This is a genomic window from Streptomyces sp. NPDC017993 (genome assembly GCF_044328065.1).
Taxonomy (GTDB): domain Bacteria; phylum Actinomycetota; class Actinomycetes; order Streptomycetales; family Streptomycetaceae; genus Streptomyces.
Genome location: NZ_JBIRGO010000003.1, coordinates 69,348 through 92,050, shown reverse-complemented (window position 1 = coordinate 92,050; position 22,703 = coordinate 69,348). Strand labels below are relative to the sequence as shown.

Here is a 22,703-nt window from a genome sequence, read left to right as displayed (position 1 = left end):
GGGCTCACCCACCCAAGGTAACCTATATGCCCTATTTGCCCGTATCTACCGGCTTTTGATGGGTCGTCGTGTCCCGGTGCGGCAGCACCCTTGCCCAGCACGGCATGCCGCGCGGTGAGCCGCTCGACGGTCGGCTCAGACCTCCGGGCGCAACATCGGCGGGTTGAGCAGCGTGGCGCCGCCGGCCCTGAAGAGCTGGGCAGGGCGCCCTCCCTGACGGGTCGTCGTGCCGCCCGTGGGCACCAGGAAGCCGGGAGTGCCGGTCACCTTGCGGTGGAAGTTACGGGGGTCGAGTGCGACGCCCCAGACCGCTTCGTACACCCGGCGCAGCTCACCGACGGTGAACTCCTGAGGGCAGAAGGCGGTGGCCAGTGAGGAGTATTCGATCTTGGAGCGCGCCCGCTCGACACCGTCGTCGAGGATCTGCGCGTGGTCAAAGGCGAGCGGGGCCGCCTGATCGCTCTCGCGGGCGAGTGCACCCTCCTGGTCCAGGAGGGTCTCCACCGGCGCCCAGCGCGCGCTGTGGGCGTCCCCACCGGCCCGCGGTGCCGGTAGGTCGGGCGCGAGGACGAGGTGCGCGACACTGACGACCCTCATCCGGGGGTCGCGCTTGGGGTCGCCGTAGGTGGCGAGCTGTTCGAGGTGGGCGCCGTACGCGGGCGGTGGCGCCGTAGGGTCGTGGGCGTGCAGACCGGTCTCCTCCGAGAGTTCCCGGGCTGCGGCCTCCTCCAGGTCCTCGTCTGCCCGGACGAATCCTCCGGGCAGAGCCCAACGGCCCTGAAACGGCGGCTCACCACGGCGCACGGCCAACGCGCACAGAGCGTGGCGCCGCACGGTGAGCACGACCAGGTCGACAGTGACGGCGAACGGCGGGAAGGCCGACGGGTCGTAGGGAGGCATGGCGTGATCATAGTCGTCCGCCTGACGATAAACAGGTCCTGAGGGTCTTACGACCCCAGTTGCAGGCCATCCGCTGCCGCCTCCACCACCCCCATTCCCAGCCTGCTGATCCGCACGGCGAACGGCTCCTCGGCGATGCGAAGGCCGGTGAACTGCATCGCGCCGAGCGGAGCGCCGGCGAGCGGGCGGACGGCCACCGTTCCGGCGGGGACATCCGGGCGCAGCCCGGCCTGGGCGATCAGGATCTGTACGGCGCCGGCTGCTGCGACCGCAGCGGGACGGCAGGCCGCGGGATGCGGGATCGGGGCGCCGTCCGCGGTGCGCTGCTCTCCTGCGTACATCTCCGGGAGTCGGTGGCCGAACGCCGCTGCCGCGTCGAGGATGCCGCGGGTCAGGGCGCCCGCTTCCTTCTCGTGGCCGGCCGCGGCCAGCCCTGCGGCGGCGACCGCCGTCTCATGAACGCGTACCGCGCCGCTGCGGTGGCCGAAGGGGTTGTAGCCGCTCTCCTTCGCGCCGAGTCCACGCAAGCCCCAGCCGGAGTCCAGCGCCGGGCCGCCGAGCAGCCTGGCCAGTTGGCCGGTCTGTGCCGCGTCCAGCAGGCCGGGAGCGAGGCTGCCGCCGCCGAGCAGGCCGGTGTCGAGGAGATGGGCCGCGGTGGAGCCGAGGTGCGGCAGCGGGCGGCCGTCGCGGGTGAGCTGGGCGGCGGGACGGCCACCGGAGCGGTCCTCCAGCCAGAAGTCGCTGCGAAAGCGGGCGCGGAGGGCTGCGGCATATTCGCGCAGCTCTGCCCCACCGGGTCGTCCGAAGTCTTCAAGGAGATCGGCGCCCAGCAGGGCTGCACGGTGGGCGTGGGCCTGGGTCTCACAGCGGTACGGGCCGTCGGGTGCCGGGTCGGGGACGTATCCGCAGCGGCCCGTTGTGGGGGCCGTGGTCGCGGAGCGCAGCCAGGTCAGACAGCGCTCTGCTGCCGGCAGCAGCCGCTCGGTCTCCCGCTCGGGCAGGCCCCAGCACCGGGCCTCCGCGAGAACGGCGGGGAACAGCAGGGTGGCTTCGACGCCCGTGCAGCTTGCGGGTGCGTGCGGGCCCGCGTCCCGGAGGGTGCCGGGAATTCGGCCGAAATCGCGCCCTGGCATGGCCTGTTGAGTGCGGGCGAGCACGCGCAGCGTGCCAGCTGCCAGCCGGGTGCCCAGCGGCAGCAGCATGCGGGCCGTCCACAGCGCCTCGGCCGGTGCGAGACCGCACCGCCACGGGAATCCACCGGCGACATAGACATCGGTGGGGGTGTCAGGGTCTCGCAGCAGCAAGCCGCGAAGGTCGTCGAGGCTGCCTGCCAACAGTGCGTCGGCCCGCTGGTCCTCACACTCCAGCTGGGCGGGTGACCAGGGACACGGCGGTCGGTCGCCGCGCGGACGCAGGACGGCCGGGCTGGTTCGCGGACTCGGGATGGACGGGACGAGCCGCCGGGGGCGGCCCGGGCAGGGGTCGGCGGGTGGTCGAGCGGGGTCGTGCTGCAGGACGGCGCGCAACTCGATGGAACATTGGCCGCCTGGCGGCAGATCGAGTTCCCAGCACAGCAGTCCCGCCGATGCCAGGGCGGCCTGGGGCGAGGGCACGGCGCTGACCACCGCGTGCGCCCCCGCCCCGGACCAGCGCAGGCCCGAGCCGTGCACCGCGGGCCGCAGCTCCGGCCCGGGGAGGCCCGCGGCGACGGCACCGAGTTCGGCGAGGTCCGTACCGAGCCGAATCTCGACGGGCAGACGGACCCGCTGTACGGAACTGCTGTGGAAGGTGATGCGCTCGATGCCGTCGGCCGACCGCACCCGCTCCATCCGGATCTCCGGGTCCGGGCCGCGCTCGCCGGTTCTGCGGATCGTCCCGACGAACCGTGCGCGGTCCGCGCCGATCAATCGCCCCTGGACGACGAGCGGTTCACCGCCCGCGACGCGCACTTCACAGTGGGAGAGGATCCGCCTGCCGTCGCGGTAACAGCCTTCCAGACCTTCTCCGGTCAGCTGCCCGGAGGCAGGTGAGACGGCGACGGCCGGTAACGCCACACAGATGAGTGCGGAGTGGACGGGCTGTGGCTGGAGGGCCCGGGACGGCGCCGGACGCCGTACGCCGGGCGGCCGAAGGGCCGGCTGAGTGGTGGGGACCATGCCTGGCACGCTCTGCGCTCCCTGGTGACGACGAGACTGCGTCTGCCTGCGTACTTCCTGCTTACTCACCTGAACGGCTCAATCGGCGCCCAGGTCACGCCGACCCCGTGGGAGACCGCTCGTTCACCACCTGCTCCGGTCTCCGTCCCGGCCTGCCCGGCGCCTGCCGCGTCCGTCTGTCGTACGGGTGCCGGGGCCCGTGGCGCCGCGGGCCCCTCGGGGGCGGTCGGCGGCACCGGTGCGCACGGACCCGTGCCGTGCGCCGGGCCGGGGAGCCTCCTGGGCCGCCGCCTCCGGCCCCGCGCCGGGGCCGTCGGTCTCCTCCTCGCGCTGTTCGCGCAGACAGCGGCGCAGTGGCTCCGGATCGAGGCCGTCGTTGATGGCACGGTGCAACAACTGGGCGAAGAGGTAGTCAGGGTCGATGCTCAGGGCGCGGCCGAGGGCAACACGCGCCGAGGGGGCGTCCTCGGTGGCCCAGGAGACCCATCCGGCGAGGGTGAGGGGAGGCACCGCGTGTTCGACGTAGCCACCGGCGCAGCGGCGGGCGAGTGCGCGCCAGAGGCGGAGAGCGGCCGCGGCGGCCGGGCCGTCCATCCACTCCGCTGCGCGGTCGCGGGTCGTTCGGTCCTGGAGGCCGAGGATGAGGTCGGCGGACTCCCCGTCGGTGATCAGAGCGTCGTCGCAGGCGTCCCTGGCGCGGTTGCTGCCCGACGGCGTGTCCTGGCGGAACCGGTGGATCATCGCGCCGGCCAGGTCGAGGGTGTCCCGTCGGACGACCGCGGCGCCGTCGCGGCGGAGCATGCGGGGAACGAGGGCGGCTGCGGCGGCGTCCAGGGCCTTCTCCTGTTGGGCTGCCCGGCGTCCGGTCCGCGGTGTCAGCCGGGCCTCCATCTCCTTGAGGGATCCGCGTACCTGCATGCCCGCGTACGCGGCGGCCGCTGCCATCACGGACGTGCCGGGCATGACCAGGGGGGTGCCGTCGGCGGGGCAGCAGCGGAAGTCCGGGCAGCAGTAGGACCAGTAGCGGCCGTTGGAGAGGCACAGGGCTTCGAGGACAGGTACCTCCAGGGCTCCGCATGCGGTGCGCAGCCGCTGGGCGAGGGGGCGGAGCCGGTTCTTCACGTCCTGGCCGCTCTCGCCGGGCCTGGGCTCCTGGCAGAGGAAGACGAGGATGCCCGCGGGCCGGTGTTCCGGGTCCTGACCTGCCGGAATCAGGCAGTCGGCGAGCTGGGCGGCGATGTCGGGCCACTGCGTGGTGTCGGTGGGGATGCCGAGCCTGACGCGCCCGCCGAAGCGTCCTCGCTCGCCGTGGAGAGCCACCAGGATCACGCTGTCGTCCGGGTAGAAGCCCATGAGATAGGGCAGCGCGTCGGCCAGTTCGGCGGGGCCGCGCAAGGTGACCTGGGCTTCGGCCGTGGGGCCCTGGGACGCGTCGACGGGGTCGGACGCGTGCTCCGCTTTCGGGGCGTCGGAGGGGTGGAGAGAGAAGCCCGGAGGGCTGCAAGGAGCGTCGGGAGTGCTGGGCGGCGGGAGAGCGGCGGGAGGACTGATCGGGTCGGCGGAGGTAGTGGCGTGGGGCCGGTGCGTCGGGTCGAGCGGGCGGGTCGGGCTGATGGGGCGAGGCGGGTGAGGGGTGTCCGAGGGGTGAGGGGTGTCCGAGGGGTGAGGAGGGCGAATGGGGCCGGCCGGGGGTGAGGAATCTGCGCCTTCGTTGGCGACGGAGGATTCTGTGGCGCCCGAGGCGCTGTCGGGGGACGTGTCGGCGGTCCGGCCGGTGCCTGGGAATTTGTCGCCGGCCGCGCCGGTGGTCGGGCTGCTGATCGAATCGGTGGCCGGGTCGGTGTTCGTGGGCTTCGGCGGTTCGTTGTGCGGATTCATGGCTCGAAGATCCCGCGGTCTGCCACTCCGCCGCGACCCCTGTGGATAACTCACGGGTGACGCCGTTTTCCACAGGTTCGGGTCGGAGTTCGCGCGTTGTCAGTGGCATCAGGTTGCATGGGGGCATGAGCAACGAAGACCTGCGTGCCTCGGCCGATGCCGTCCTGACCCGACTCGTCGGGGATCCCAGCGGCGAGGCCCGGCTGCGCGAGGATCAATGGCGGGCGATCGAGGCGCTTGTCGCCGACCACCGCCGTGCTCTGGTCGTGCAGCGCACGGGCTGGGGAAAGTCCGCCGTGTATTTCGTCGCGACGGCGCTGCTGCGAGAGCGCGGCAGCGGCCCGACCGTGATCGTCTCGCCGCTGCTCGCCCTCATGCGCAACCAGGTCGAGGCGGCCGCGCGTGCCGGTATCCGCGCACGCACGATCAACTCCTCGAACACCGAGGAGTGGGACACCGTCCAAGCCGAAGTGGCGGCCGGCGAGGTGGACGTCCTGCTGGTGAGCCCCGAGCGGTTGAACAACCCGGATTTCCGTGATCAGGTCCTGCCCAAGCTGGCCGCGGCCACGGGCCTCCTGGTCGTCGACGAGGCGCACTGCATCTCCGACTGGGGCCATGACTTCCGGCCGGACTACCGGCGGCTGCGCACGATGCTGGCCGACCTCCCACCGGGGGTTCCGGTGCTCGCCACGACCGCCACCGCCAACGCCCGGGTGACGGCCGACGTCGCCGAGCAGCTGGGGACGGGCGAGGGCGCCGAGGCTCTGGTTCTGCGCGGGCCCCTGGACCGGGAGAGCCTGAGCCTGGGCGTGCTGCCGCTCCCGGACGCCGCGCACCGACTCGCCTGGCTGGCGGACCATCTCCACGATCTGCCGGGCTCGGGGATCATCTACACCCTCACCGTCGCGGCCGCCGAGGAGGTCACGGCGTTCCTGCGGCACCGCGGTCACACCGTGTCCTCGTACACCGGCAAGACGGAGAACGCCGACCGACAACAGGCCGAGGACGATCTGCTCGCCAACCGGGTCAAGGCGCTGGTGGCGACCTCCGCGCTGGGCATGGGCTTCGACAAGCCCGATCTTGGATTCGTGGTGCACCTGGGTTCCCCGTCGTCCCCCATCGCCTACTACCAGCAGGTGGGACGTGCGGGACGCGGGGTCAAGCATGCCGAGGTGCTGCTGCTGCCCGGTCGCGAGGACGAGGCGATCTGGAAGTACTTCGCGTCGCTGGCGTTTCCGCCGGAGGAGCAAGTGCGCCGGACCCTGGACGTCCTGGCGGCCGCTGACCGGCCCGTGTCGCTGCCAGCCCTTGAGCCGCAGGTCGAACTGCGCCGCTCACGCCTGGAGATCATGCTCAAGGTGCTCGACGTCGACGGCGCCGTGCACCGCGTCAAGGGCGGCTGGACTGCCACCGGCCGTCCGTGGTCGTACGACGCGGAGCGCTATGCCTGGGTGGCCCGCCAGCGGGAGACCGAGCAGCAGGCGATGCGGGACTACGCCACGACCACGGGCTGCCGGATGGAGTTTCTGCGACGCCAGCTGGACGACGAGGCAGCGGTGGCGTGCGGCCGTTGCGACAACTGCGCGGGCGCACGGTTCACCCTCGAGGTGTCCGCCGCTTCGCTGGACGCGGCGCGCGGTGAGCTGGGGCGCCCGGGTGTGGAGGTGGAGCCGCGGCGGATGTGGCCGACAGGGCTGCCGGCCATCGGAGTCGACCTCAAGGGTCGTATTCCGGCGGGGGAACTGGCCTCGACCGGCCGGGCCCTGGGGCGGCTCTCCGACATCGGATGGGGCAACCGCCTGCGGCCGATGCTCGCGCCGCAGGCTCCGGACGGCCCGGTCCCCGACGATGTGTCAGCCGCTGTGGTCACCGTGCTCGCCGACTGGGCCAAGGCCGCGGGCGGGTGGGCCTCGGGGGCGGCGGACGCACCGGCCCGCCCGGTGGGCGTCGTCTGCCTCGACTCCCGCACCCGCCCACAGCTGATCCGTTCGCTCGCCGAGCGGATCTCCACCATCGGCAGGATGCCGTTCCTGGGGACGGTGACGTCGAGGGAGGACGGCACCGACAGCAGGATCCCCCGCAGCAACAGCGCGCAACGGCTGCGCGCCCTGCACGGTGCGCTGAGCGTGCCCCCGGAGCTTGCCCAGGCTCTGGCATCGGCCGGCGGACCCGTGCTTCTTGTGGACGACTACGCCGACACCGGATGGACGTTGGCCGTGGCCGCGCGGCTGTTGCGCAAGGCAGGGGCCGAAGGGGTGTTTCCGCTGGTCCTCACCGTTCAGGGATAGTCGGCCACGGCGAGATGGTGGGCGGCCGTGGGCTTCGGAGGCCCATTGGACGGGAAGGAATATAGACGGCGCACCGGGCGATTTCGGGTCGCGCAAGCGAATTGCTCGTTGCCGCAAGCGTGTGCGACCGCAAGAATTGAAGTCGCTTCCCCGTACCTGCCGTTCGCGGTCAGGCAGGGCTGTGTCGCGGTGCGCCTTCGTGCCCGGCAACCGCCCGATGCGTGGATGCGTAGACGAAGGGAGGACCGTGGCCTTCGGCTTCGCCCCGTCCACGAATGTGTCCCCGCCCGCATCCACCGATTCTGCCGCCCGACTCAGCCGGATGCTGGAGCCCGCCGAGTGGGCCTCGGCAGGCATCCCCCTGCTCCGCAATCCCCGTGAGGTCGTCGCCGCCCTGCACGAGCGGCACCTTCCGGAGCCGTCGACGGCAGTGGTGGCCGTCCTTGATCCTCAGGAGCGGTTGACGGCGAGCGCCTCGTTCACCGAGCCCTCGGTCGCTCCGGACGGCTGGCAGTTCCGCAATGCGCTGCTGGCCCATCTGCGCCGGGTCATCCCGCACGACCTGCGGTTGCGCGCCCCGGTCCGTACGGCCGTGCTGCTCTACTGCCGTGAGGGCGAGCTGCGTTGGACTGAGGCGGACGGCGCGTGGATGTGGGGCCTGCGCGACGCCTGCACGCTGCACGGGCTTCGGTGCGGGGCGTACATCACGCTGACGCGGGACCGCTGGCAGGTGCTCGGGGAGGACCGGGGCGGCCGCCGCCCCAAGCTGTCTCCCGCTCCGCTTCCGTCCCTGACAGCACCCGGGGCTGCGTCACGGAACGAGCCACGTGCCCAGCGACGCGCGGAAAGGCGGGCGGAGACGCGCCGCGGTGAAGCGCGGCGTGCGGTGTCGCGACGCGGTGAGCCGCAGGGCGTGGGGTCACGGCGAAGCGAGGCACCGCGCACGGAAGGTGGCGGCACCGAAACAGGCCGCACGGAATCAGATCGCACGCCGGCAGGTCATGCGGATCTCACGGAACGCACGGAACGCACGGAACGCACGGAACAAGGCCAGGCGGTTCACGCCGCCTCAGGCCGCCCGGGCGCGCCGAGGGTGGTCTCGCCGCGCTCTGCGGCGAAGCCGGCGGACGCGCCACCCCGCCCGGTGGCGCCGCCTGCTGCAGGGGAGCAGCGCATTCCCGCTGCTCGCAGCGGTGCGTCGGGGCACAGCGGAACCCCGGATGGAGCGGAGGACACGGGGCGGAATGCGGAAGGGGACGCCTCTCCGCCGTTGCCGGCCGAGCCACGGGGGACCGACAGTCGGACCACGTCACGGCGGACGGGCAGCGGCGCACCGGAGGCGCGTCGGCACACGGCGGCCGGCTGCGGCGGGGCCAGGTAGCCGAGCGCGGCCTCCGGCAGTCAGCGGCTCGAAACTCAGGACCGGGGAGCACGCAGGAGGCCCGTCAACGCCCCACGCCCAAGCGATCTTGCGTCGTGTTGCACCGGCCAGGCGGCATCCGGATATCCGCGCACCCGGATGCCGTGACGACTGGATCTCAGAGCCCGCGGACATCCGCCACACATGCGCACCGGCGCGTGGACCTGCAGATCTACGGCCCCCCCCCACGCACACCGGCGCACACGTCTGCGGACATGCCAGCGAGCCCGGCCGGCCTCAAGGGCCGGCGGGCTGCTGGGAGTTGTGGACTGTCAGGCGTTCGCACCGAGGACGGCGTTGATCCGCTGCGGGTCACCGCAGACGATCAACAGGACGCCCGCGCGGGTCAGCGCCGCGGGCAGGGCCGTGGCGGTGACATCGTCCGTGCCGCCGTTGACGGCGACGATCACGACGGGCCGCCCGGTGGCACGTCCGGCCGCGGCGTCCGCGTAGAACACGTCGTCCGCGGCGTCGTGTTGGGCCCAGTAGGCCGCCTCACCGAAGGACAGCTCGTGCGCCGCCCACGGGTGGGGGTCACCGGTGGTCAGCACCAGGATCTCGCCCGGCGCCCGCCCGGAATCCAGCAGCAGATCGACGGCCTCATCGGCGGCGTCGACCGCGCCACCGGCGGGGGCCGGAATCAGCTGGAGCTGGGCTCCTGCGGCGGGGCCTGCGGCACTCGCGGCGGGTAGCTGGGAGCCGGTGCGCTGCGCCGGCGGAGCGGCGACGGGCCCACGCGGCGGGGCTGCGGGTCCGGGCTTGCCCGGACGGACGCCGGCCGCGGGGGCGCCACGCGGAGGTGCGGGGCGGGGACCTGGACCGGGAACGGGACGGGGGGTCGGCGCGGTACGGCCGGCGGCCGGAGTAGCGCGGGGACCCGGGACACTCTCGTGAATCTGAGGCTCCTCGGGGATGAGAGGCATGAAGGGATGTCTATCAAACGTAGGTGCGGGACATGACAGCGGGTACCGCATTCATGGCCCGCACCGCTCAGAAGTCGAAGCCGAGTTGGCCACCGGCCTCCAGAGCGGCTGCTTCGGGGGTGACGCGCACCTTCTTCAGGTGCCGCCACCGGGGCAGGGCATCCATGTAGGACCACGACACTCGGTGGTGCGGCGTAGGACCGTACTCCTCCAGGGCGATGCGATGGGTCGGCGAGGGGTATCCGGCGTTGGCCTCGAAGTCGAAGGAGCCGTATTGGAGGCCGAGTTCGGCCATCATCGCGTCGCGTCGCACCTTGGCGATCACCGACGCGGCGGCGACCGCGACGCAGGACTGGTCACCCTTGATGACCGTTCGGACCCGCCAGGGCGTGCCCAGATAGTCGTGCTTGCCGTCGAGGATGACCGCGTCCGGACGGACCGGCAGCGCCTCCAGGGCGCGTACGGCCGCGAGCCTCAGCGCCGCGGTCATTCCCAGGGCGTCGATCTCCTCCGGGGAGGAGTGCCCCAGGCCGTAGGACGTGACCCAGTCGCCGAGAACACCGCAGAGTTCATTGCGGCGCTTGGGTGTCAGCAGCTTGGAATCGGTGAGTCCGGCGGGCGGGCGACGCAGACCGGTGATGGCTGCGCAGACGCTGACCGGACCGGCCCAGGCTCCCCGCCCGACCTCGTCGATACCTGCAACGATCTTGGCACCGGTCGTGGCGCGCAATGATCGCTCGACGGTGTGGGTGGGAGGCTCGTACGGCATGGCGCCAGCAAGGTTACGCCTATTCGGCGCAGCCGTCCGCATCGGATCCGCACCTGGCACCAAACCGTTCGTGCGACGGCTTCCGGCGGGACGGAAACGGAAGCTACCAGCAGGTACTTCCGGAGCGAGAACGAGAGGGAGAGCGGGGCGGGAGCCGGGATGGCGCGGGGCGCGACCTATGGCCTGGCTCCAGGGCCTGCACCGGGGCCACCGGGCGGAGGAACGGCCGAGGGGCGGCGCGCTCGGAAGCGACTCCAGCGCGCGGACATGAAGTCGCCGTCCCGCGACGCCCGTTGGGTGGACGCGCTGAACCGGCGACAGACGCCCAGGGCCGTTGCGGTAGGCCCGGCTGTGACTCGCGTGGCTCGCGCGACCTGGGTGACTCGGGTGTGTGGCTCTTGTGGATCAGGTCCACGACTCCCGGGCCCGACTCAGTCGAGACCGGTACCCCGGCGGCTGGTCGCCGGTCCGGCCGGTCCGACCAACGGCGGTCGCCCGGCGGTGCGTGGTCAGTCGGCAGCGTGGTCAACCGACAGTGGGATCAGACGGCGGTGTGTTCAGACGGCGAGGGGTGGGGTCCACGCCGGGAGCGGCTCCGTGCCCTCCAACCATGCCTGTGGCGGGGCGCCACCGCTGCTCGCCGCGACGATGCCGCCGACGATGGCACAGGTGGTGTCCACGTCACCGCCGGCCTGTGCGGTGGCCCAGAACGCCTCCTCGTAGTTGCCGAGGTGGCGTGCGGCGGCCCAGAGGGTGAAGGGCACGGTGTCGTGGGCGCTTGTGCGCCGACCGCAGCCCAGGACGGCCGCGACGGTGCCGGAGTCCGCGTAGTCGAGCATGTCGCGGGCCCGGCGCAGCCCGGCCTGTACGGCGCTGCGCGGAATCAGCTCCATCACACCGGCGAGCAGTTCCTCGGGGCCGAGGCCGCGGGACGGGTCGGCCGCCAGGGCGGCTGCGGCTGCGACGGCCATCGCGCCGACGACGGCCTCGCGGTGCTGGTGTGTGGTGTACGCGGAGATCTCGGCCTGGTGGGTGGCCTGCTCGGGGTCGTCGGCGTACCAGGCGCCGAGCGGGGCGATGCGCATGGCGGCACCGTTGCCCCATGAGCCCTGGCCGTTGAAGAGCTCGGACGCCAGCTCACGCCAGTCGCCACCCTCGCGGATCAGCCGGAGCATGCGGTTGACTGCGGGACCGTAGCCACGGTCGAAGTCGTGGCGGTCGGCGAACGAGCGGGCCAGCGCGTCCTGGTCGATCCGGCCGTGGCTGGTGAGCACGGCAAGGACGGAACAGGCCATTTCGGTGTCGTCGGTCCACTGCCACGGGGCGGGCGGCAGTTCGCGGCGCTTGAGGGCGGGGTAATGGGCGGGGACGAAGAACTGGGATCCGAGGGCATCGCCCACGGACAGTCCGCGCAGGCTCGCTAGGGCCCGCGCACAGCGGTCTGCGTCACGGTGGTCGGCGGTCATCGCTGTGCACTCTAACCGGTGACGCCATAAGGCTCGGGTTTACACCAGCGCTCAAATGGCCGATCGAGCGCATAGCGGCCGTCGGGCCCGAGCAGCAGGGTCCGCCACTCCGCGTTGCCCGGATTGGACAGCGATTCGAACTCCGCCACCGTCCAGTGGAACCACCGCATGCAGAACAGGCGCATGGTGAGGCCGTGCGTGACGATCAAGACGTTCGGCGGGTGATCGGGATCCTCGAAGCTGCGCCACAGGCTCTCCAGGAACGCCCCGACCCGGTCGTAGACGTCCGCGCCGGACTCACCCTGGGCGAAGCGGTAGAAGAAGTGGCCGTAGGCGTCGCGGTACGCCTTCTGACGCCGTACGTCGTCACGGTCCTGCCAGTTTCCCCAGTCCTGCTCGCGCAGCCGCGGCTCCTCCCGGACCCGGACCTTGTCCGGATTCAGCCCGAGCTGCTGAAAGGTCTGGTGGGTGCGGCGGTAGGGCGAGACGTAGGCGGAGATCCGTTCGTCGCCGAACATCTCCCGGAGCGGACCACCCGCCTCTGCCGCCTGGCGCATCCCCTTCTCGGTGAGGCTGAGCGCGTGATCGGGTTCCCGCTCGTACACGGTGTCGTCGAGATTCCCTTCCGACTCGCCGTGGCGGATGAGAACGATGCGTCGGGGCCGGGCCATGAAGCCACCCTAAATCGCCTGCCCTGTACATGCCGCACCCGGCCGCGGCAGCGATCTCCCCTCCCGGCGATACCTCCCTTCCTCCCGCCTCCTCCATTCCGTGGGTCATCGTCGAGGCTGCGCGCCCGACGCGGCGGTCAGCCCGCGATGTCGGCCGGCCGTCCGTCGCGAATCTCGTACCGGCGGCCGCCGAAGCGTTGCCGCAGCAGGCGGTCGTGCGAGACGAGGACCACGGCGCCGGGCCATGCGGCCAGGGCCTCTTCCAACTCTTCGACCAAGGCGAGGGCCAGGTGGTTGGTCGGTTCGTCGAGGAGCAGCAGATCTGCCGGACGGGCCAGCAGCCGGGCCAGCGCGAGCCGGCGTCGCTGGCCTGCCGAGAGCGCCCCGACGGGCACGTGCAGCTCACGATCACGGAACAGCCCGAACGACATCAGCAGGGCGGCGACCTCTTCCCTGTCACCGGTGAGCCCCCGGCCGAACGCGGCCAGCAGCAACTCTGCAGGTCGGGAGACCGGTATCTCCTGGGCGAGGTAGCCGATCTGTCCTCGGCGTGTGACTGTGCCGCTGTCCGGTGCGGTGAGGCCCGTCATGACGCGGAGCAACGTGCTCTTACCCGCGCCGTTGGCGCCGTGGATCAGTATCCGTTCCCCGGCGGCCACGGAAAGGGCGTCCACCGCCAGCCGGTTCCCGACCCGCACGCCGTCGAGGTGGACGAGCGTCCCCTTGGGCGCGTCACTCTCACCAGCGAGCCCTGCCGCCTGGAAGCGGAGTGGATCCGGTGGGCGCGGGACGGGTTCCTCGCGCAGCCTGCGCAGCCGCTCCTGGGCATTGCGCACCCTGCTGGAGACGGACGCCTGGACGCGGCCCTTGTGCCGGTCGTAGGCCATCTTGTTGCCGTCTTTGATGAGCCGGCCCTGGGCGACGCTGTGTGCAGTGCCGGTCGCGAAGGCCGTGAGCTGTGCGATCTGCTCCTGCCAGCGGACGTGGTCTTCTTCCCAGCGCCGGCGGGCGGCTGCTTTGGCCGCGACGAAGGTGCCGTATCCGTCGCCGTAGCGAACGATCTCGCCACGGTCCGCGTCGACCTCGACGATCGCGGTGGCGATGCGTTGGAGGAAGAGGCGGTCGTGGGAGACGGCGAGGACGGTGCCCGGGTGGGCGAGCAGGGCGTCTTCGAGCCAGCGGAGGGCGGCCGTGTCGAGATGGTTGGTCGGTTCGTCGAGGAGCAGGACCTCGGGCGACGCGGCGATCAGGCAGGCGAGCCCCAGCCGGGCCTGCTCCCCTCCGGACAGACTGCCGAGTGAGCGGTCATGAGCGACGTTTCCCAGCCCCAGGCCGTGCAGCGCCTTGTCGACGCGGGCATCGGCTTCATAGCCGCCACGCAGCTCGAAGAGGGTGAGCAGATCGCCGTACTCCGCCAGTTCCTCGGCCGTCGCGCCGCCGAGCCCGGCCTCCAGTGCGCGCAGCCTGCTCTCCATCTCCCTGAGGTCCGCCAGGGAGGAGTCGATCGCGTCCTGCACGGTGTGGTCCGGCGGAAGGTCGGGAGTCTGCCCGAGGTAGCCGGCGCCGCCGTCCGCCCGGCAGACGACATGGCCTTCGTCGGGCTGCTCGACGCCCGCGATGATGCGGAGCAGCGTCGACTTCCCGGCGCCGTTCTCGCCCACGATCCCGATGCGGTCGCCGGGTCGTACGGAGAGGGAAACCCCGCCGAACAGCAGGTGGTCGGCGTAGGACTTGGTGATGTCGTGCAGCGAGATCTGAGTGGGCAATCAATCCTCCGTGGAGATCGCTCGGGCAAGTACGCACGTACAGGTACGGATAGGTGTGGCAGGCGCGGCCGGTGGGGCCCCGCGGCGGTCCGCCGGTGCGGCGCACGCATCCGGCGGGCCCAGGGGCTTGAAGAGAAGGGGGCCGAAGAGGTTGAGGGCGTCGAGGGGAATAAGCAGGAAGGGAGTTCACGCGCTCACGGCGCGCCCATAAGGAGCGGAACGGCAAACGCAACCAAAGTTGCGTTACCCTGATGATGGCACACGCCACCCGTCTAACGCAACGGGAGTTGCAATTGTCTGACGAAGCCACACCCGCGACCCGAGCGACCGAAGCAACCACTGCCCCCGCGCCCGCCCCCTCCCCCGGCACCCGGCGCCCCGGCGGCCGTACCGCCCGCACCCGGGCCGCTGTCCGCGACGCCGTCCTGGCCGGCCTCACCGAGCACGGCTATCCGGGCCTCACTGTCGAGTACGTCGCCGAGCACTCGGGCGTGCACAAGACGACGCTCTACCGCCGCTGGGGGGACATTGAGGGCATGGTGGCTGATGCCCTTGACCTGGCGGGCGAGGACAGCTGGGTCCCGCCCGACACCGGCTCGCTCGACGGCGATCTGCGCGCCCTGGCCCGCGAGGTGGTCGAGTCCTTCAACGATCCGGCGGTGTCCGCTTCCGTCTCCGCGATGATCGCGGCCGCCTTCCAGTCGGAGCGGGCCGCCATCGCCCTGCGCGCGTATTACACCGAGCGGTTCGCGCGCTGCGAGACCATCGTGGAACGCGCCGTAGCCCGTGGGGAGTTGCCGGATCGAGCGGATTCCGCCCCCGGGCCGGCGACCGACGCCGGCGGCCTCGTCCGGTCCGTCTCCGCACCTCTCTTCTTCCGCCTGTTCATCACCCGGGAGCCGGTCGACGCGGCGCTCGCCGACCAGTCAGCGGCAACAGCGCTGGCCGCCGCCCGCGCCGGGGTGTTCAGCGCCGGCGGCGCGCCCGCTCTCGGAGACGGCTCCTGACCAGGGCCGTCACACCGTCCACGACGGTTCGAGCTGCACCACGTCGCCCGCGATCGCCTGCACGTCCGCGGCTATCTGTGCCCGCAGCGCCAGTCGTTCCACCCGCTCGGGCCGGTACTTCCCGCGCTCGGCGGCGGACTGCCACAGGGACAACACCAAGAACTCCTCCCCCGGCGCCCGCCCCAGCATCCCCCGGAGCATTCCCGGCGACCCCGCCATCGCCGGGTTCCAGACCTTCTCCTGCATCAGCATGAAGTGATCCACCCGGTCCTGGCGTACCTGGCAGTGCGCCAGGCGCAACACATCGGCATCGCCGAACGCCGGCCGGAATCCGACCTTCACATCGAATTCGTGCTCAAAGAGACGCACTTGGGCGTCCTTGTGAGTGCCGACCTGGGCGGCGGCCAGCCGGTCGTGGGAGCGCGCCATGAAGGAGTCGTAGAACGCCCGGCTCTCCCAGAAGGCGACCAGGTGCGCGACCCCGGGCCGACTGCGGCTCCACCCTCCGCCCTGCCCTCGAAACCCCGGCTCACCCAGCAGCCCCGCCCATTTCCGCTGCCCCCGCTCGAACCCTCGACGGTCCACAACGGTGAGGCGAATCCACTTGACCAGCACCGCGCCATCGTAAGGCCCTGAGGCCGCACGGCATCACTGCGCGTCACACGCCGACAACCCTGAACTGCCGTACGGTGCCGGGCCGATGGGCGTAAGCAACCCCAGCCGACGTTCGCACTACGCCGACGCCCCCAGGTACGGGTCCTCCCGAAAGGCGGCGGCAACCGGGTGGTCAGCCCGCCCTGGCCGGAATTCTGCGCCCCAACCATGCCGCTCTGCGGTCAGGTTTTCACCCACCTCGTCGCCGAGGCCGGAACGCCCCGGAACTCGATCGCGCGGCGCCCAGGCTCCTCGCCCTCTCCGAGGGTCCGGCCTCCACGTCCTGATGGCCCCTCCCAGCCCGCTGCGCCGGCCACCGACGTCCTCGATGATCTATCGGCCGCCTCTAGGCATACCGGGCAACTGACGCCACACCAGGACTTCACGCATGGAGACCCTCAGCCACGCGGCCGGCGTTGCGTGCCCGCCTGGGGACAGCCGGACAGTTGACCGGCCGGCCAGCCGGACAGGCGCAATCAAGCCACCCCGCCCTACCCTCTCCACGCAACCCCCATGCGGATCGGCGCACTTCAGCCCACCCGACGAGCCGTCCGGCGTGGCACGATGGTCAATCAACGGGGAGTCTTGGGGAGTTGCCCGCGCCACCGCGCGGGCGGGACCCCGCATTTCCAGGATCCCTCCGGCAGCCTGCCGACGATCGGGCCGTACAGCCCCCTCGGCGCCAGGCAGGACCGGCCGCCGGGCCGTGCGAGGAGCCGATTCCACGCAACCGGCCGACCGGTTCGACGCATGTTCGAACACACAAAGGAAGGGAAGCCCGGTGAGCACGCTCAACAAAGGGATCGAGAAGGTCGAGGTCACGCTCAAGTGGGACCCCAGCCCCCTCGGCGCGCCGGATAATGACCTCGATCTCGTCGCCGCGACGTACACGACGGACGCCCCGCACGGCGACCCGTCCTACCTGGTGCACTTCGACAGCCGGTCGCCCGACGGCACCATCGCGCTGAACCGGGACAGCCGGACGGGCCAAGGATTCGGCTTCGACGAGGTCATGACCCTTGAACTCGGTCGGCTGGCCGACACGTACACGCGTGTGGTGGTGGGAGTAGCCATCCAGCAGCGCGAGGGCCGGAAGACCTTCGGCGCCATAACGAACACCCGCGTCCTGGTCCGCGAAGGGCACACCGACCTGGCAGAGAACGACTTCGCCGATGTCGCGGACGCGACCGCCGCGAGGGTCGCCGTCTTCGCGCGGGACGAGCACGGCGAATGGCGATTCCACGCGGAACTCCGGGGCTTCGACACCGACCCCGACGAGTTCGCCGGGCTGATGGGCAGCTGACCCGGAGCAAACTCACCCGGCCGACGGTCCCCTGGCCCACGCGGGGAGACGGCCGCGGAGTGGCAGCGCGCCGTCGATCGACGGCAGAGGGCACGCGGATCCGGCAGGAGCAGCGCCTCGCCGACCGTCAATTTCCGGCCGGGCCACACACTTTGGCTTAGGTCGGCAGGCACCGCGACGGCGGGGGAGGAAGCTTCAGGGCTCTCCTCCGCCGCTCAGGCCCGAGCGCTTGCCTCACCCTCGAACCCCTGGGAACCCTGAGAGCCTGGGAGCCCAGGGAGCCCTCACACTCCTCTCGCCCCTCAGCCCTCCCGCTGACGCCGGCGATGTGCCGCGACGCGCTCCCGTGAGGCGCAGGCCGTCGAGCAGTAACGGCGGGCGCTCCCCGGGCCGGTGCCCAGGTAGAGGGTGGAGCAGCGGGAGGAACCACATGCGCCCCAGGGGACGTGACCGTACTCGGTGAGGATCTGGGCCAGCGCCAGCGCTCCGGCTGCGAGGAACCAGTCGGCCCAGCTCGCGTCGTCGCCCCGGTCGACATGCAGGTGCCAGGCGTGGCCGTCGTGACGGGAAAGGCGCGGACGGGCACCGCATTCGGCGAGCAGGTCATTGAGGGCCTGCGCCGCCCGGTCCGTGTCGGTCTCGGTCAGCACACCGGTGATGCGGATGACGGCACTCCGCAGGCCGTCGGCGTCCTTGCGCGAGAACGACCGTTCGGTGAGGTCGTCCGGGCTTTCTCCGTGCCGGGCGAGCAGCTCGGCCATCGCCTCCCGGGGCAGCTCGGGGTCCGCGCGGACCGCGTTCGCCAGGTCGATCAGCCGCTGGGCGGGCCGAAACCCCTGCCCCTCGCCGGTCTTCTTTTCCCTGTCACCACTCATGCGCCGCCCGCCCCTTCGTCCCCTCAGAGGCCCACGCCTCTGTCGCGCCACGGTCGTGCGTGCCGTCAGCCACCAGCCGTGCGCACGTCGCCCTCACCCCACGCCCTCCACAACTTTCAGCACATCCCCTCCTCACCCCGCGCCCTCTACTGTACCGTCCGTAACGCCTTATTGTTTGAAGCCGTTACAGGCTAGAGGGGTGGACGACTCATGCCGAGACAAACCACCCCTTCCGCCTGTCCCACCGGCCCCACCCCTTCCACCCGCCCCACCGCTTCCGCCCGCTCCACCGGCTTACGGCGCTATCTGGCCACAGCCTTCTCGGCCAGGCTGGCAGATGAAGGCGTGCCCCTGGCGTTGGTACTGCTGACGCTGCAACGCACCGGCAGCGCGGCCCAAGGCGCGTTCGTCCTCACCGCGTGGATGGCGCCCCATGTGCTCGCCGCACCCCTCGTCGGCGCCACGGCGGGCCGGTTGCGGCGCCCCCGGCTCTTCTACTGCGGCGCTCTGGGTGGCTTCGCGGCAGCCGTCGGGGCTCTGGCGACGCTCGTCGGGCGCGCTCCCACGCCGGTGACACTGACCGTCGCCGTCCTAGGGGGCACCTGCGGCCCCGCGGTCTCGGGGGGCCTGTCCAGCCTGATCGCCACGCTGGCTCCGGACGGCCCACCGCGAAACCGTGCCTACGCACTGGACGCCGCGGTCTACAACGCCGCCTCGGTGGCCGGGCCCGCCGCCGTCAGCGTCCTGGCCGGCACGATGGCGCTCGGCCCCGCGATGGGCCTGCTCGCCGGGGCGGCGGCCTGCGCCGCGGCGCTGGCCGCAACGCTGCCCTTCGGACCGGCCCTGCCCGGCGCGGAGGACGGCGCAGTACCCCGCAGCACACTGCGGTCAGATGTGGCAGCGGGCCTGGCGGCTGTCGGCCGCGTCCGTGAGCTGCGCGCGATCACCGCCGGCACCTGCCTGGCGTTCGTAGGCATCGGCGGCCTGACCACGACGACCGTCCTGCTCGGCGACCACCGAGGCCAACCGGGCAGCGGCGGCGTCCTGATGACCGCCTTCGCCTGCGGGGCGCTCGCAGGAGCCCTGGTTCTCGCCACATGGCCGCCGGCCCTCCCGGTGCCGCACCTCGCCACCGCCGCCCTGTTCGGCACCGGATTCGCGCTGGCCGGAGCAGCGCTCGTCCCGTCCCTGACCGCCTGCGCGGCACTGTTCGCCGTCGCAGGACTCTGCGACGGCCCCCTGCTGACCGCGACACTGCGCATCCGGGCAGCCCACGCCCCACCGGCCGTGCGCGCCCAGGTCTTCACTCTCGGTGCCGGCCTGAAGATCACCGCGGCCGCCTGCGGAGCGGCACTCGCCGGACTGGCCGCCGCACTGCCCCCTCCGGTGCTGCTGCTCGGCATCGCCGCGCTGCAGATTTGTGCGGGGTTGCTCTACGTCGCCATCCGGGGGCGTACGGACGGTAGTGCCCCCGGCCTCAGCGCAACGGCAGGGCGGCACGGGCGTCATCCGGCCGCCCTGCAACCCCCGCCGCTCCCCCGCCCCGGCGCAGGCCCGGACCCCGAACGCCGAAGCGGGGACCGACAGTAGGTCGGTCCCCGCTCCCCGGTCATCTCAGACCGGTACGGCGCTCACAGGGAATCGCGCTCAGCTGCAGCCGCTCGTCGAGCCGCAGCCCTCGCACAGGTAGCAGCTGCCGGCCCGCTGCATCTTCGTGCCGCAGGAGAAGCAGAGCGGTGCGTCGGCGTTGATGCCCAGCTGCATCTCGACCAGTTCCGCGTTGGTGTGCGCCTGCTTGGGTGCCGGCGCGGCGGCGTCCTCGACGATCTTCGCCGCAGGGGTGTCCTGCTGCGGCGCCTCGGCCTGCAGGTGCGCGGACTGGGCCAGCCCCTCCACGTCGACCTCGTCGTTCGGCTCGTACGAACCGGTGTCCAGGTGACGCTGGCGCTCCTCGACGGAGTGGATACCGAGCGCGGAACGGGTCTCGAAGGGCAGGAAGTCCAGCGCCAGGCGGCGGAAGATGTAGTCGACGATCGACTGCGCCATCCGCACGTCCGGGTCGTCCGTCATGCCGGCCGGCTCGAAGCGCATGTTGGTGAACTTCGAGACGTAGGTCTCCAGCGGCACGCCGTACTGGAGGCCCACCGAGACCGCGATGGAGAAGGCGTCCATCATGCCCGCGAGGGTCGAGCCCTGCTTGGACATCTTCAGGAACACCTCGCCCAGACCGTCGTCCGGGTAGGAGTTGGCGGTCATGTAGCCCTCGGCGCCACCCACGGTGAAGGAGGTGGTGATGCCGGGACGACCCTTCGGCAGGCGCATGCGCACCGGGCGGTACTCGACGACCTTCTTCTCGGCCGGGGCCTCGGCCTTGACGGCCTCCGGCTCCTTCTTCTTGGCCGAGAGCGGCTGGCCGACCTTGCAGTTGTCGCGGTAGATCGCGAGGGCCTTCAGGCCGAGCTTCCAGCCCTCGAAGTAGACCTCCTCGATCTCCTCGACGGTGGCGGTCTCCGGGACGTTGACCGTCTTGGAGATCGCGCCGGAGAGGAACGGCTGCGCGGCCGCCATCATCCGGACGTGGCCCATGGCGGAGATCGAGCGGACACCCATGGCGCAGTCGAAGACCTCGTAGTGCTCGGTCTTCAGGGCAGGGGCGTCGACGACATTGCCGTGGTCGGCGATGTGGGCGACGATCGCCTCGACCTGCTCGGGCTGGTAGCCGAGCCGCTTGAGCGCCTTGGGGACCGTGTTGTTCACGATCTGCATGGAGCCGCCGCCGACGAGCTTCTTGAACTTGACCAGGGCCAGGTCCGGCTCGACGCCCGTGGTGTCGCAGTCCATCATCAGGCCGATGGTGCCGGTCGGTGCGAGCACCGACGCCTGCGCGTTACGGAAACCGTTCTTCTCGCCGATGCGCAGCACGTCCTGCCATGCCTCGGTGGCCGCCGCCCAGACCGGGTTGTCCAGGTCGTCCATGCGCACCGCGGTGGCGTTGGCGTCGGAGTGCTGCTTCATGACGCGCTTGTGGGCGTCGGCGTTGCGGGCGTAGCCGTCGTACGGGCCGACGACCGCGGCCAGTTCGGCGGAGCGCTTGTAGGAGGTGCCGGTCATCAGGGAGGTGATGGCACCGGCCAGCGCGCGGCCGCCGTCGGAGTCGTAGGCGTGGCCGGTGGCCATCAGCAGGGCGCCGAGGTTGGCGTATCCGATGCCCAGCTGGCGGTAGGCGCGGGTGGTCTCACCGATCTTCTCGGTGGGGAAGTCCGCGAAGCAGATGGAGATGTCCATCGCGGTGATGACCAGCTCGACGACCTTGGCGAAGCGGTCCGCCTCGAAGGTCTGGTTGCCCAGGTCGTCGTCGCGAAGGAACTTCAGGAGGTTGAGCGAGGCGAGGTTGCACGAGGAGTTGTCCAGGTGCATGTACTCGCTGCAGGGGTTGGACGCGGTGATGCGGCCCGACTCCGGCGAGGTGTGCCAGTGGTTGATGGTGTCGTCGTACTGGATACCGGGGTCGGCACACGCCCAGGCCGCCTCCGCCATCTTGCGGAAGAGACCCTTGGCGTCGACCTCCTCGATGACTTCACCGGTCATCCGGCCGCGCAGGCCGAACTTCGAGCCGTTCTCGACGGCCTTCATGAACTCGTCGTTCACACGGACCGAGTTGTTGGCGTTCTGGTACTGGACGGACGTGATGTCGTCGCCGCCCAGGTCCATGTCGAAGCCGGCGTCGCGCAGCGCGCGGACCTTCTCCTCCTCCTTCACCTTGGTCTCGATGAAGGCCTCGACGTCGGGGTGGTCGACGTCGAGGACGACCATCTTCGCCGCGCGGCGGGTGGCGCCGCCCGACTTGATGGTGCCCGCGGAGGCGTCGGCGCCGCGCATGAAGGAGACCGGGCCGGAGGCGTTGCCGCCGGAGGAGAGCAGTTCCTTGGAGGAGCGGATACGGGAGAGGTTCAGGCCGGCGCCGGAGCCGCCCTTGAAGATCATCCCCTCTTCCTTGTACCAGTCCAGGATCGACTCCATGGAGTCGTCCACGGAGAGGATGAAGCAGGCGCTGACCTGCTGCGGCTGCTTGGTCCCGACGTTGAACCACACCGGCGAGTTGAAGCTGAAGACCTGGTGCAGCAGTGCGTACGCCAGCTCGTGCTCGAAGATCTCCGCGTCCGCCGGGGAGGCGAAGTAGCCGTGGTCCTCGCCGCCCTTGCGGTACGTCTTGACCACACGGTCGATGAGCTGCTTGAGGCTGGATTCCCGCGTCGGCGAACCCACCGCGCCGCGGAAGTACTTGCTAGTGACGATGTTGACCGCGTTCACCGACCAGAAGTCGGGGAACTCGACGCCACGCTGCTCGAAGTTGACCGAGCCGTCGCGCCAGTTGGTCATGACGACGTCACGACGCGCCCACTCCACCTCGTCGTACGGATGCACGCCGGGGGTGGTGTGGATGCGCTCGATGCGCAGACCCTTGCTCGCCTTGCTGCCCTTGGCGCGGGAGCCTCGTGCCGGGCCGCTCGTCGTCTCTGTCATTCCGCCTCCCTATACGGGCAAACGCCCATATGTGCACACTCATTCCGTGGCACGGTGTATGTCTTGCATATGCCGGGGCGCCTGCTCTAGCCCCGACCAGGTT

15 protein-coding genes and 1 pseudogene are annotated in these 22,703 nt (G+C 71.2%); 5 read left to right on the top strand and 11 right to left on the bottom strand.

The window, feature by feature from the left end; genetic code table 11:
• Positions 1-135: 135 nt before the first annotated feature.
• From ACH4FH_RS05755 to ACH4FH_RS05745, 3 genes are all read right to left on the bottom strand, one after another.
• Positions 136-900, bottom strand: coding sequence for an NUDIX domain-containing protein (locus tag ACH4FH_RS05755; RefSeq protein ID WP_398554481.1), 765 nt, complete (start codon positions 898-900; stop codon positions 136-138).
• 47 nt (positions 901-947) lie between these two features.
• Positions 948-2,954 carry a glycogen debranching N-terminal domain-containing protein gene (locus ACH4FH_RS05750; RefSeq protein WP_398554780.1) on the bottom strand — a complete coding sequence of 669 codons (2,007 nt, stop codon included), beginning with the start codon at positions 2,952-2,954 and terminating at the stop codon, positions 948-950.
• 225 nt (positions 2,955-3,179) lie between these two features.
• Positions 3,180-4,451: a DUF4192 domain-containing protein gene (locus ACH4FH_RS05745; RefSeq protein WP_398554779.1), complete on the bottom strand. Its 1,272-nt coding sequence runs from the start codon at positions 4,449-4,451 to the stop codon at positions 3,180-3,182.
• A 608-nt stretch (positions 4,452-5,059) separates the two neighbouring features.
• Between ACH4FH_RS05745 and ACH4FH_RS05740 the strand changes: the two genes are divergently transcribed.
• Entirely contained in the window at positions 5,060-7,222 is a 2,163-nt protein-coding gene (locus tag ACH4FH_RS05740) for a RecQ family ATP-dependent DNA helicase (RefSeq protein WP_398554480.1), read from the top strand.
• A gap of 247 nt (positions 7,223-7,469) precedes the next feature.
• Positions 7,470-8,021 (top strand): annotated as a pseudogene (locus ACH4FH_RS05735) (hypothetical protein); the annotation flags it as partial.
• Positions 8,022-8,914: 893 nt separating this feature from the next.
• Here ACH4FH_RS05735 and ACH4FH_RS05730 read toward each other — a convergent pair.
• The 5 genes from ACH4FH_RS05730 to abc-f form a co-directional block, all read right to left on the bottom strand.
• Positions 8,915-9,565 (bottom strand): hypothetical protein, encoded by a 651-nt coding sequence (locus tag ACH4FH_RS05730; RefSeq protein ID WP_398554479.1) that lies wholly within the window; start codon positions 9,563-9,565, stop codon positions 8,915-8,917.
• A 67-nt stretch (positions 9,566-9,632) separates the two neighbouring features.
• Positions 9,633-10,334, bottom strand: coding sequence for a ribonuclease HII (locus tag ACH4FH_RS05725; RefSeq protein ID WP_398554478.1), 702 nt, complete (start codon positions 10,332-10,334; stop codon positions 9,633-9,635).
• A 557-nt stretch (positions 10,335-10,891) separates the two neighbouring features.
• On the bottom strand, positions 10,892-11,800 hold the full coding sequence (locus tag ACH4FH_RS05720) for an ADP-ribosylglycohydrolase family protein (protein WP_398554477.1): 909 nt from the start codon (positions 11,798-11,800) through the stop codon (positions 10,892-10,894).
• Between the two features lie 11 nt (positions 11,801-11,811).
• Complete coding sequence (locus ACH4FH_RS05715; protein WP_398554476.1) at positions 11,812-12,471, bottom strand: histidine phosphatase family protein; 660 nt, start codon at positions 12,469-12,471, stop codon at positions 11,812-11,814.
• Positions 12,472-12,608: 137 nt separating this feature from the next.
• The gene (gene abc-f, locus ACH4FH_RS05710; protein WP_398554475.1) at positions 12,609-14,237 is read right to left on the bottom strand and encodes a ribosomal protection-like ABC-F family protein; all 1,629 of its coding nucleotides are present in this window, start codon (positions 14,235-14,237) and stop codon (positions 12,609-12,611) included.
• Positions 14,238-14,530: 293 nt separating this feature from the next.
• On the opposite strand from abc-f, the gene ACH4FH_RS05705 reads away from it, so the two are divergent.
• On the top strand, positions 14,531-15,244 hold the full coding sequence (locus ACH4FH_RS05705) for a TetR/AcrR family transcriptional regulator C-terminal ligand-binding domain-containing protein (RefSeq protein WP_398554474.1): 714 nt from the start codon (positions 14,531-14,533) through the stop codon (positions 15,242-15,244).
• 9 nt (positions 15,245-15,253) lie between these two features.
• Here ACH4FH_RS05705 and ACH4FH_RS05700 read toward each other — a convergent pair whose 3' ends face one another.
• The gene (locus ACH4FH_RS05700; RefSeq protein ID WP_398554473.1) at positions 15,254-15,859 is read right to left on the bottom strand and encodes a YdbC family protein; all 606 of its coding nucleotides are present in this window, start codon (positions 15,857-15,859) and stop codon (positions 15,254-15,256) included.
• A gap of 820 nt (positions 15,860-16,679) precedes the next feature.
• Between ACH4FH_RS05700 and ACH4FH_RS05695 the strand changes: the two genes are divergently transcribed.
• Positions 16,680-17,201 carry a TerD family protein gene (locus ACH4FH_RS05695; RefSeq protein WP_398554472.1) on the top strand — a complete coding sequence of 174 codons (522 nt, stop codon included), beginning with the start codon at positions 16,680-16,682 and terminating at the stop codon, positions 17,199-17,201.
• 302 nt (positions 17,202-17,503) lie between these two features.
• On the opposite strand, the gene ACH4FH_RS05690 is transcribed toward ACH4FH_RS05695, so the two are convergent.
• On the bottom strand, positions 17,504-18,076 hold the full coding sequence (locus ACH4FH_RS05690) for a CGNR zinc finger domain-containing protein (RefSeq protein ID WP_398554471.1): 573 nt from the start codon (positions 18,074-18,076) through the stop codon (positions 17,504-17,506).
• A gap of 210 nt (positions 18,077-18,286) precedes the next feature.
• On the opposite strand from ACH4FH_RS05690, the gene ACH4FH_RS05685 reads away from it, so the two are divergent.
• Positions 18,287-19,666, top strand: coding sequence for an MFS transporter (locus ACH4FH_RS05685; RefSeq protein ID WP_398554470.1), 1,380 nt, complete (start codon positions 18,287-18,289; stop codon positions 19,664-19,666).
• Between the two features lie 57 nt (positions 19,667-19,723).
• On the opposite strand, the gene ACH4FH_RS05680 is transcribed toward ACH4FH_RS05685, so the two are convergent.
• Positions 19,724-22,600, bottom strand: coding sequence for a vitamin B12-dependent ribonucleotide reductase (locus ACH4FH_RS05680; protein ID WP_398554469.1), 2,877 nt, complete (start codon positions 22,598-22,600; stop codon positions 19,724-19,726).
• Positions 22,601-22,703: the final 103 nt, after the last annotated feature.

What these genes read in the sequence shown, in the direction of transcription:
- ACH4FH_RS05755 (WP_398554481.1), bottom strand. Translation starts at nt 900, where the DNA reads ATGCCTCCCTACGACCCGTCGGCCTTCCCGCCGTTCGCCGTCACTGTC.
- ACH4FH_RS05740 (WP_398554480.1), top strand. Translation starts at nt 5,060, where the DNA reads ATGAGCAACGAAGACCTGCGTGCCTCGGCCGATGCCGTCCTGACCCGA.
- ACH4FH_RS05730 (WP_398554479.1), bottom strand. Translation starts at nt 9,565, where the DNA reads ATGCCTCTCATCCCCGAGGAGCCTCAGATTCACGAGAGTGTCCCGGGT.
- ACH4FH_RS05725 (WP_398554478.1), bottom strand. Translation starts at nt 10,334, where the DNA reads ATGCCGTACGAGCCTCCCACCCACACCGTCGAGCGATCATTGCGCGCC.
- ACH4FH_RS05720 (WP_398554477.1), bottom strand. Translation starts at nt 11,800, where the DNA reads ATGACCGCCGACCACCGTGACGCAGACCGCTGTGCGCGGGCCCTAGCG.
- ACH4FH_RS05715 (WP_398554476.1), bottom strand. Translation starts at nt 12,471, where the DNA reads ATGGCCCGGCCCCGACGCATCGTTCTCATCCGCCACGGCGAGTCGGAA.
- ACH4FH_RS05690 (WP_398554471.1), bottom strand. Translation starts at nt 18,076, where the DNA reads ATGAGTGGTGACAGGGAAAAGAAGACCGGCGAGGGGCAGGGGTTTCGG.
- ACH4FH_RS05685 (WP_398554470.1), top strand. Translation starts at nt 18,287, where the DNA reads ATGCCGAGACAAACCACCCCTTCCGCCTGTCCCACCGGCCCCACCCCT.
- ACH4FH_RS05680 (WP_398554469.1), bottom strand. Translation starts at nt 22,600, where the DNA reads ATGACAGAGACGACGAGCGGCCCGGCACGAGGCTCCCGCGCCAAGGGC.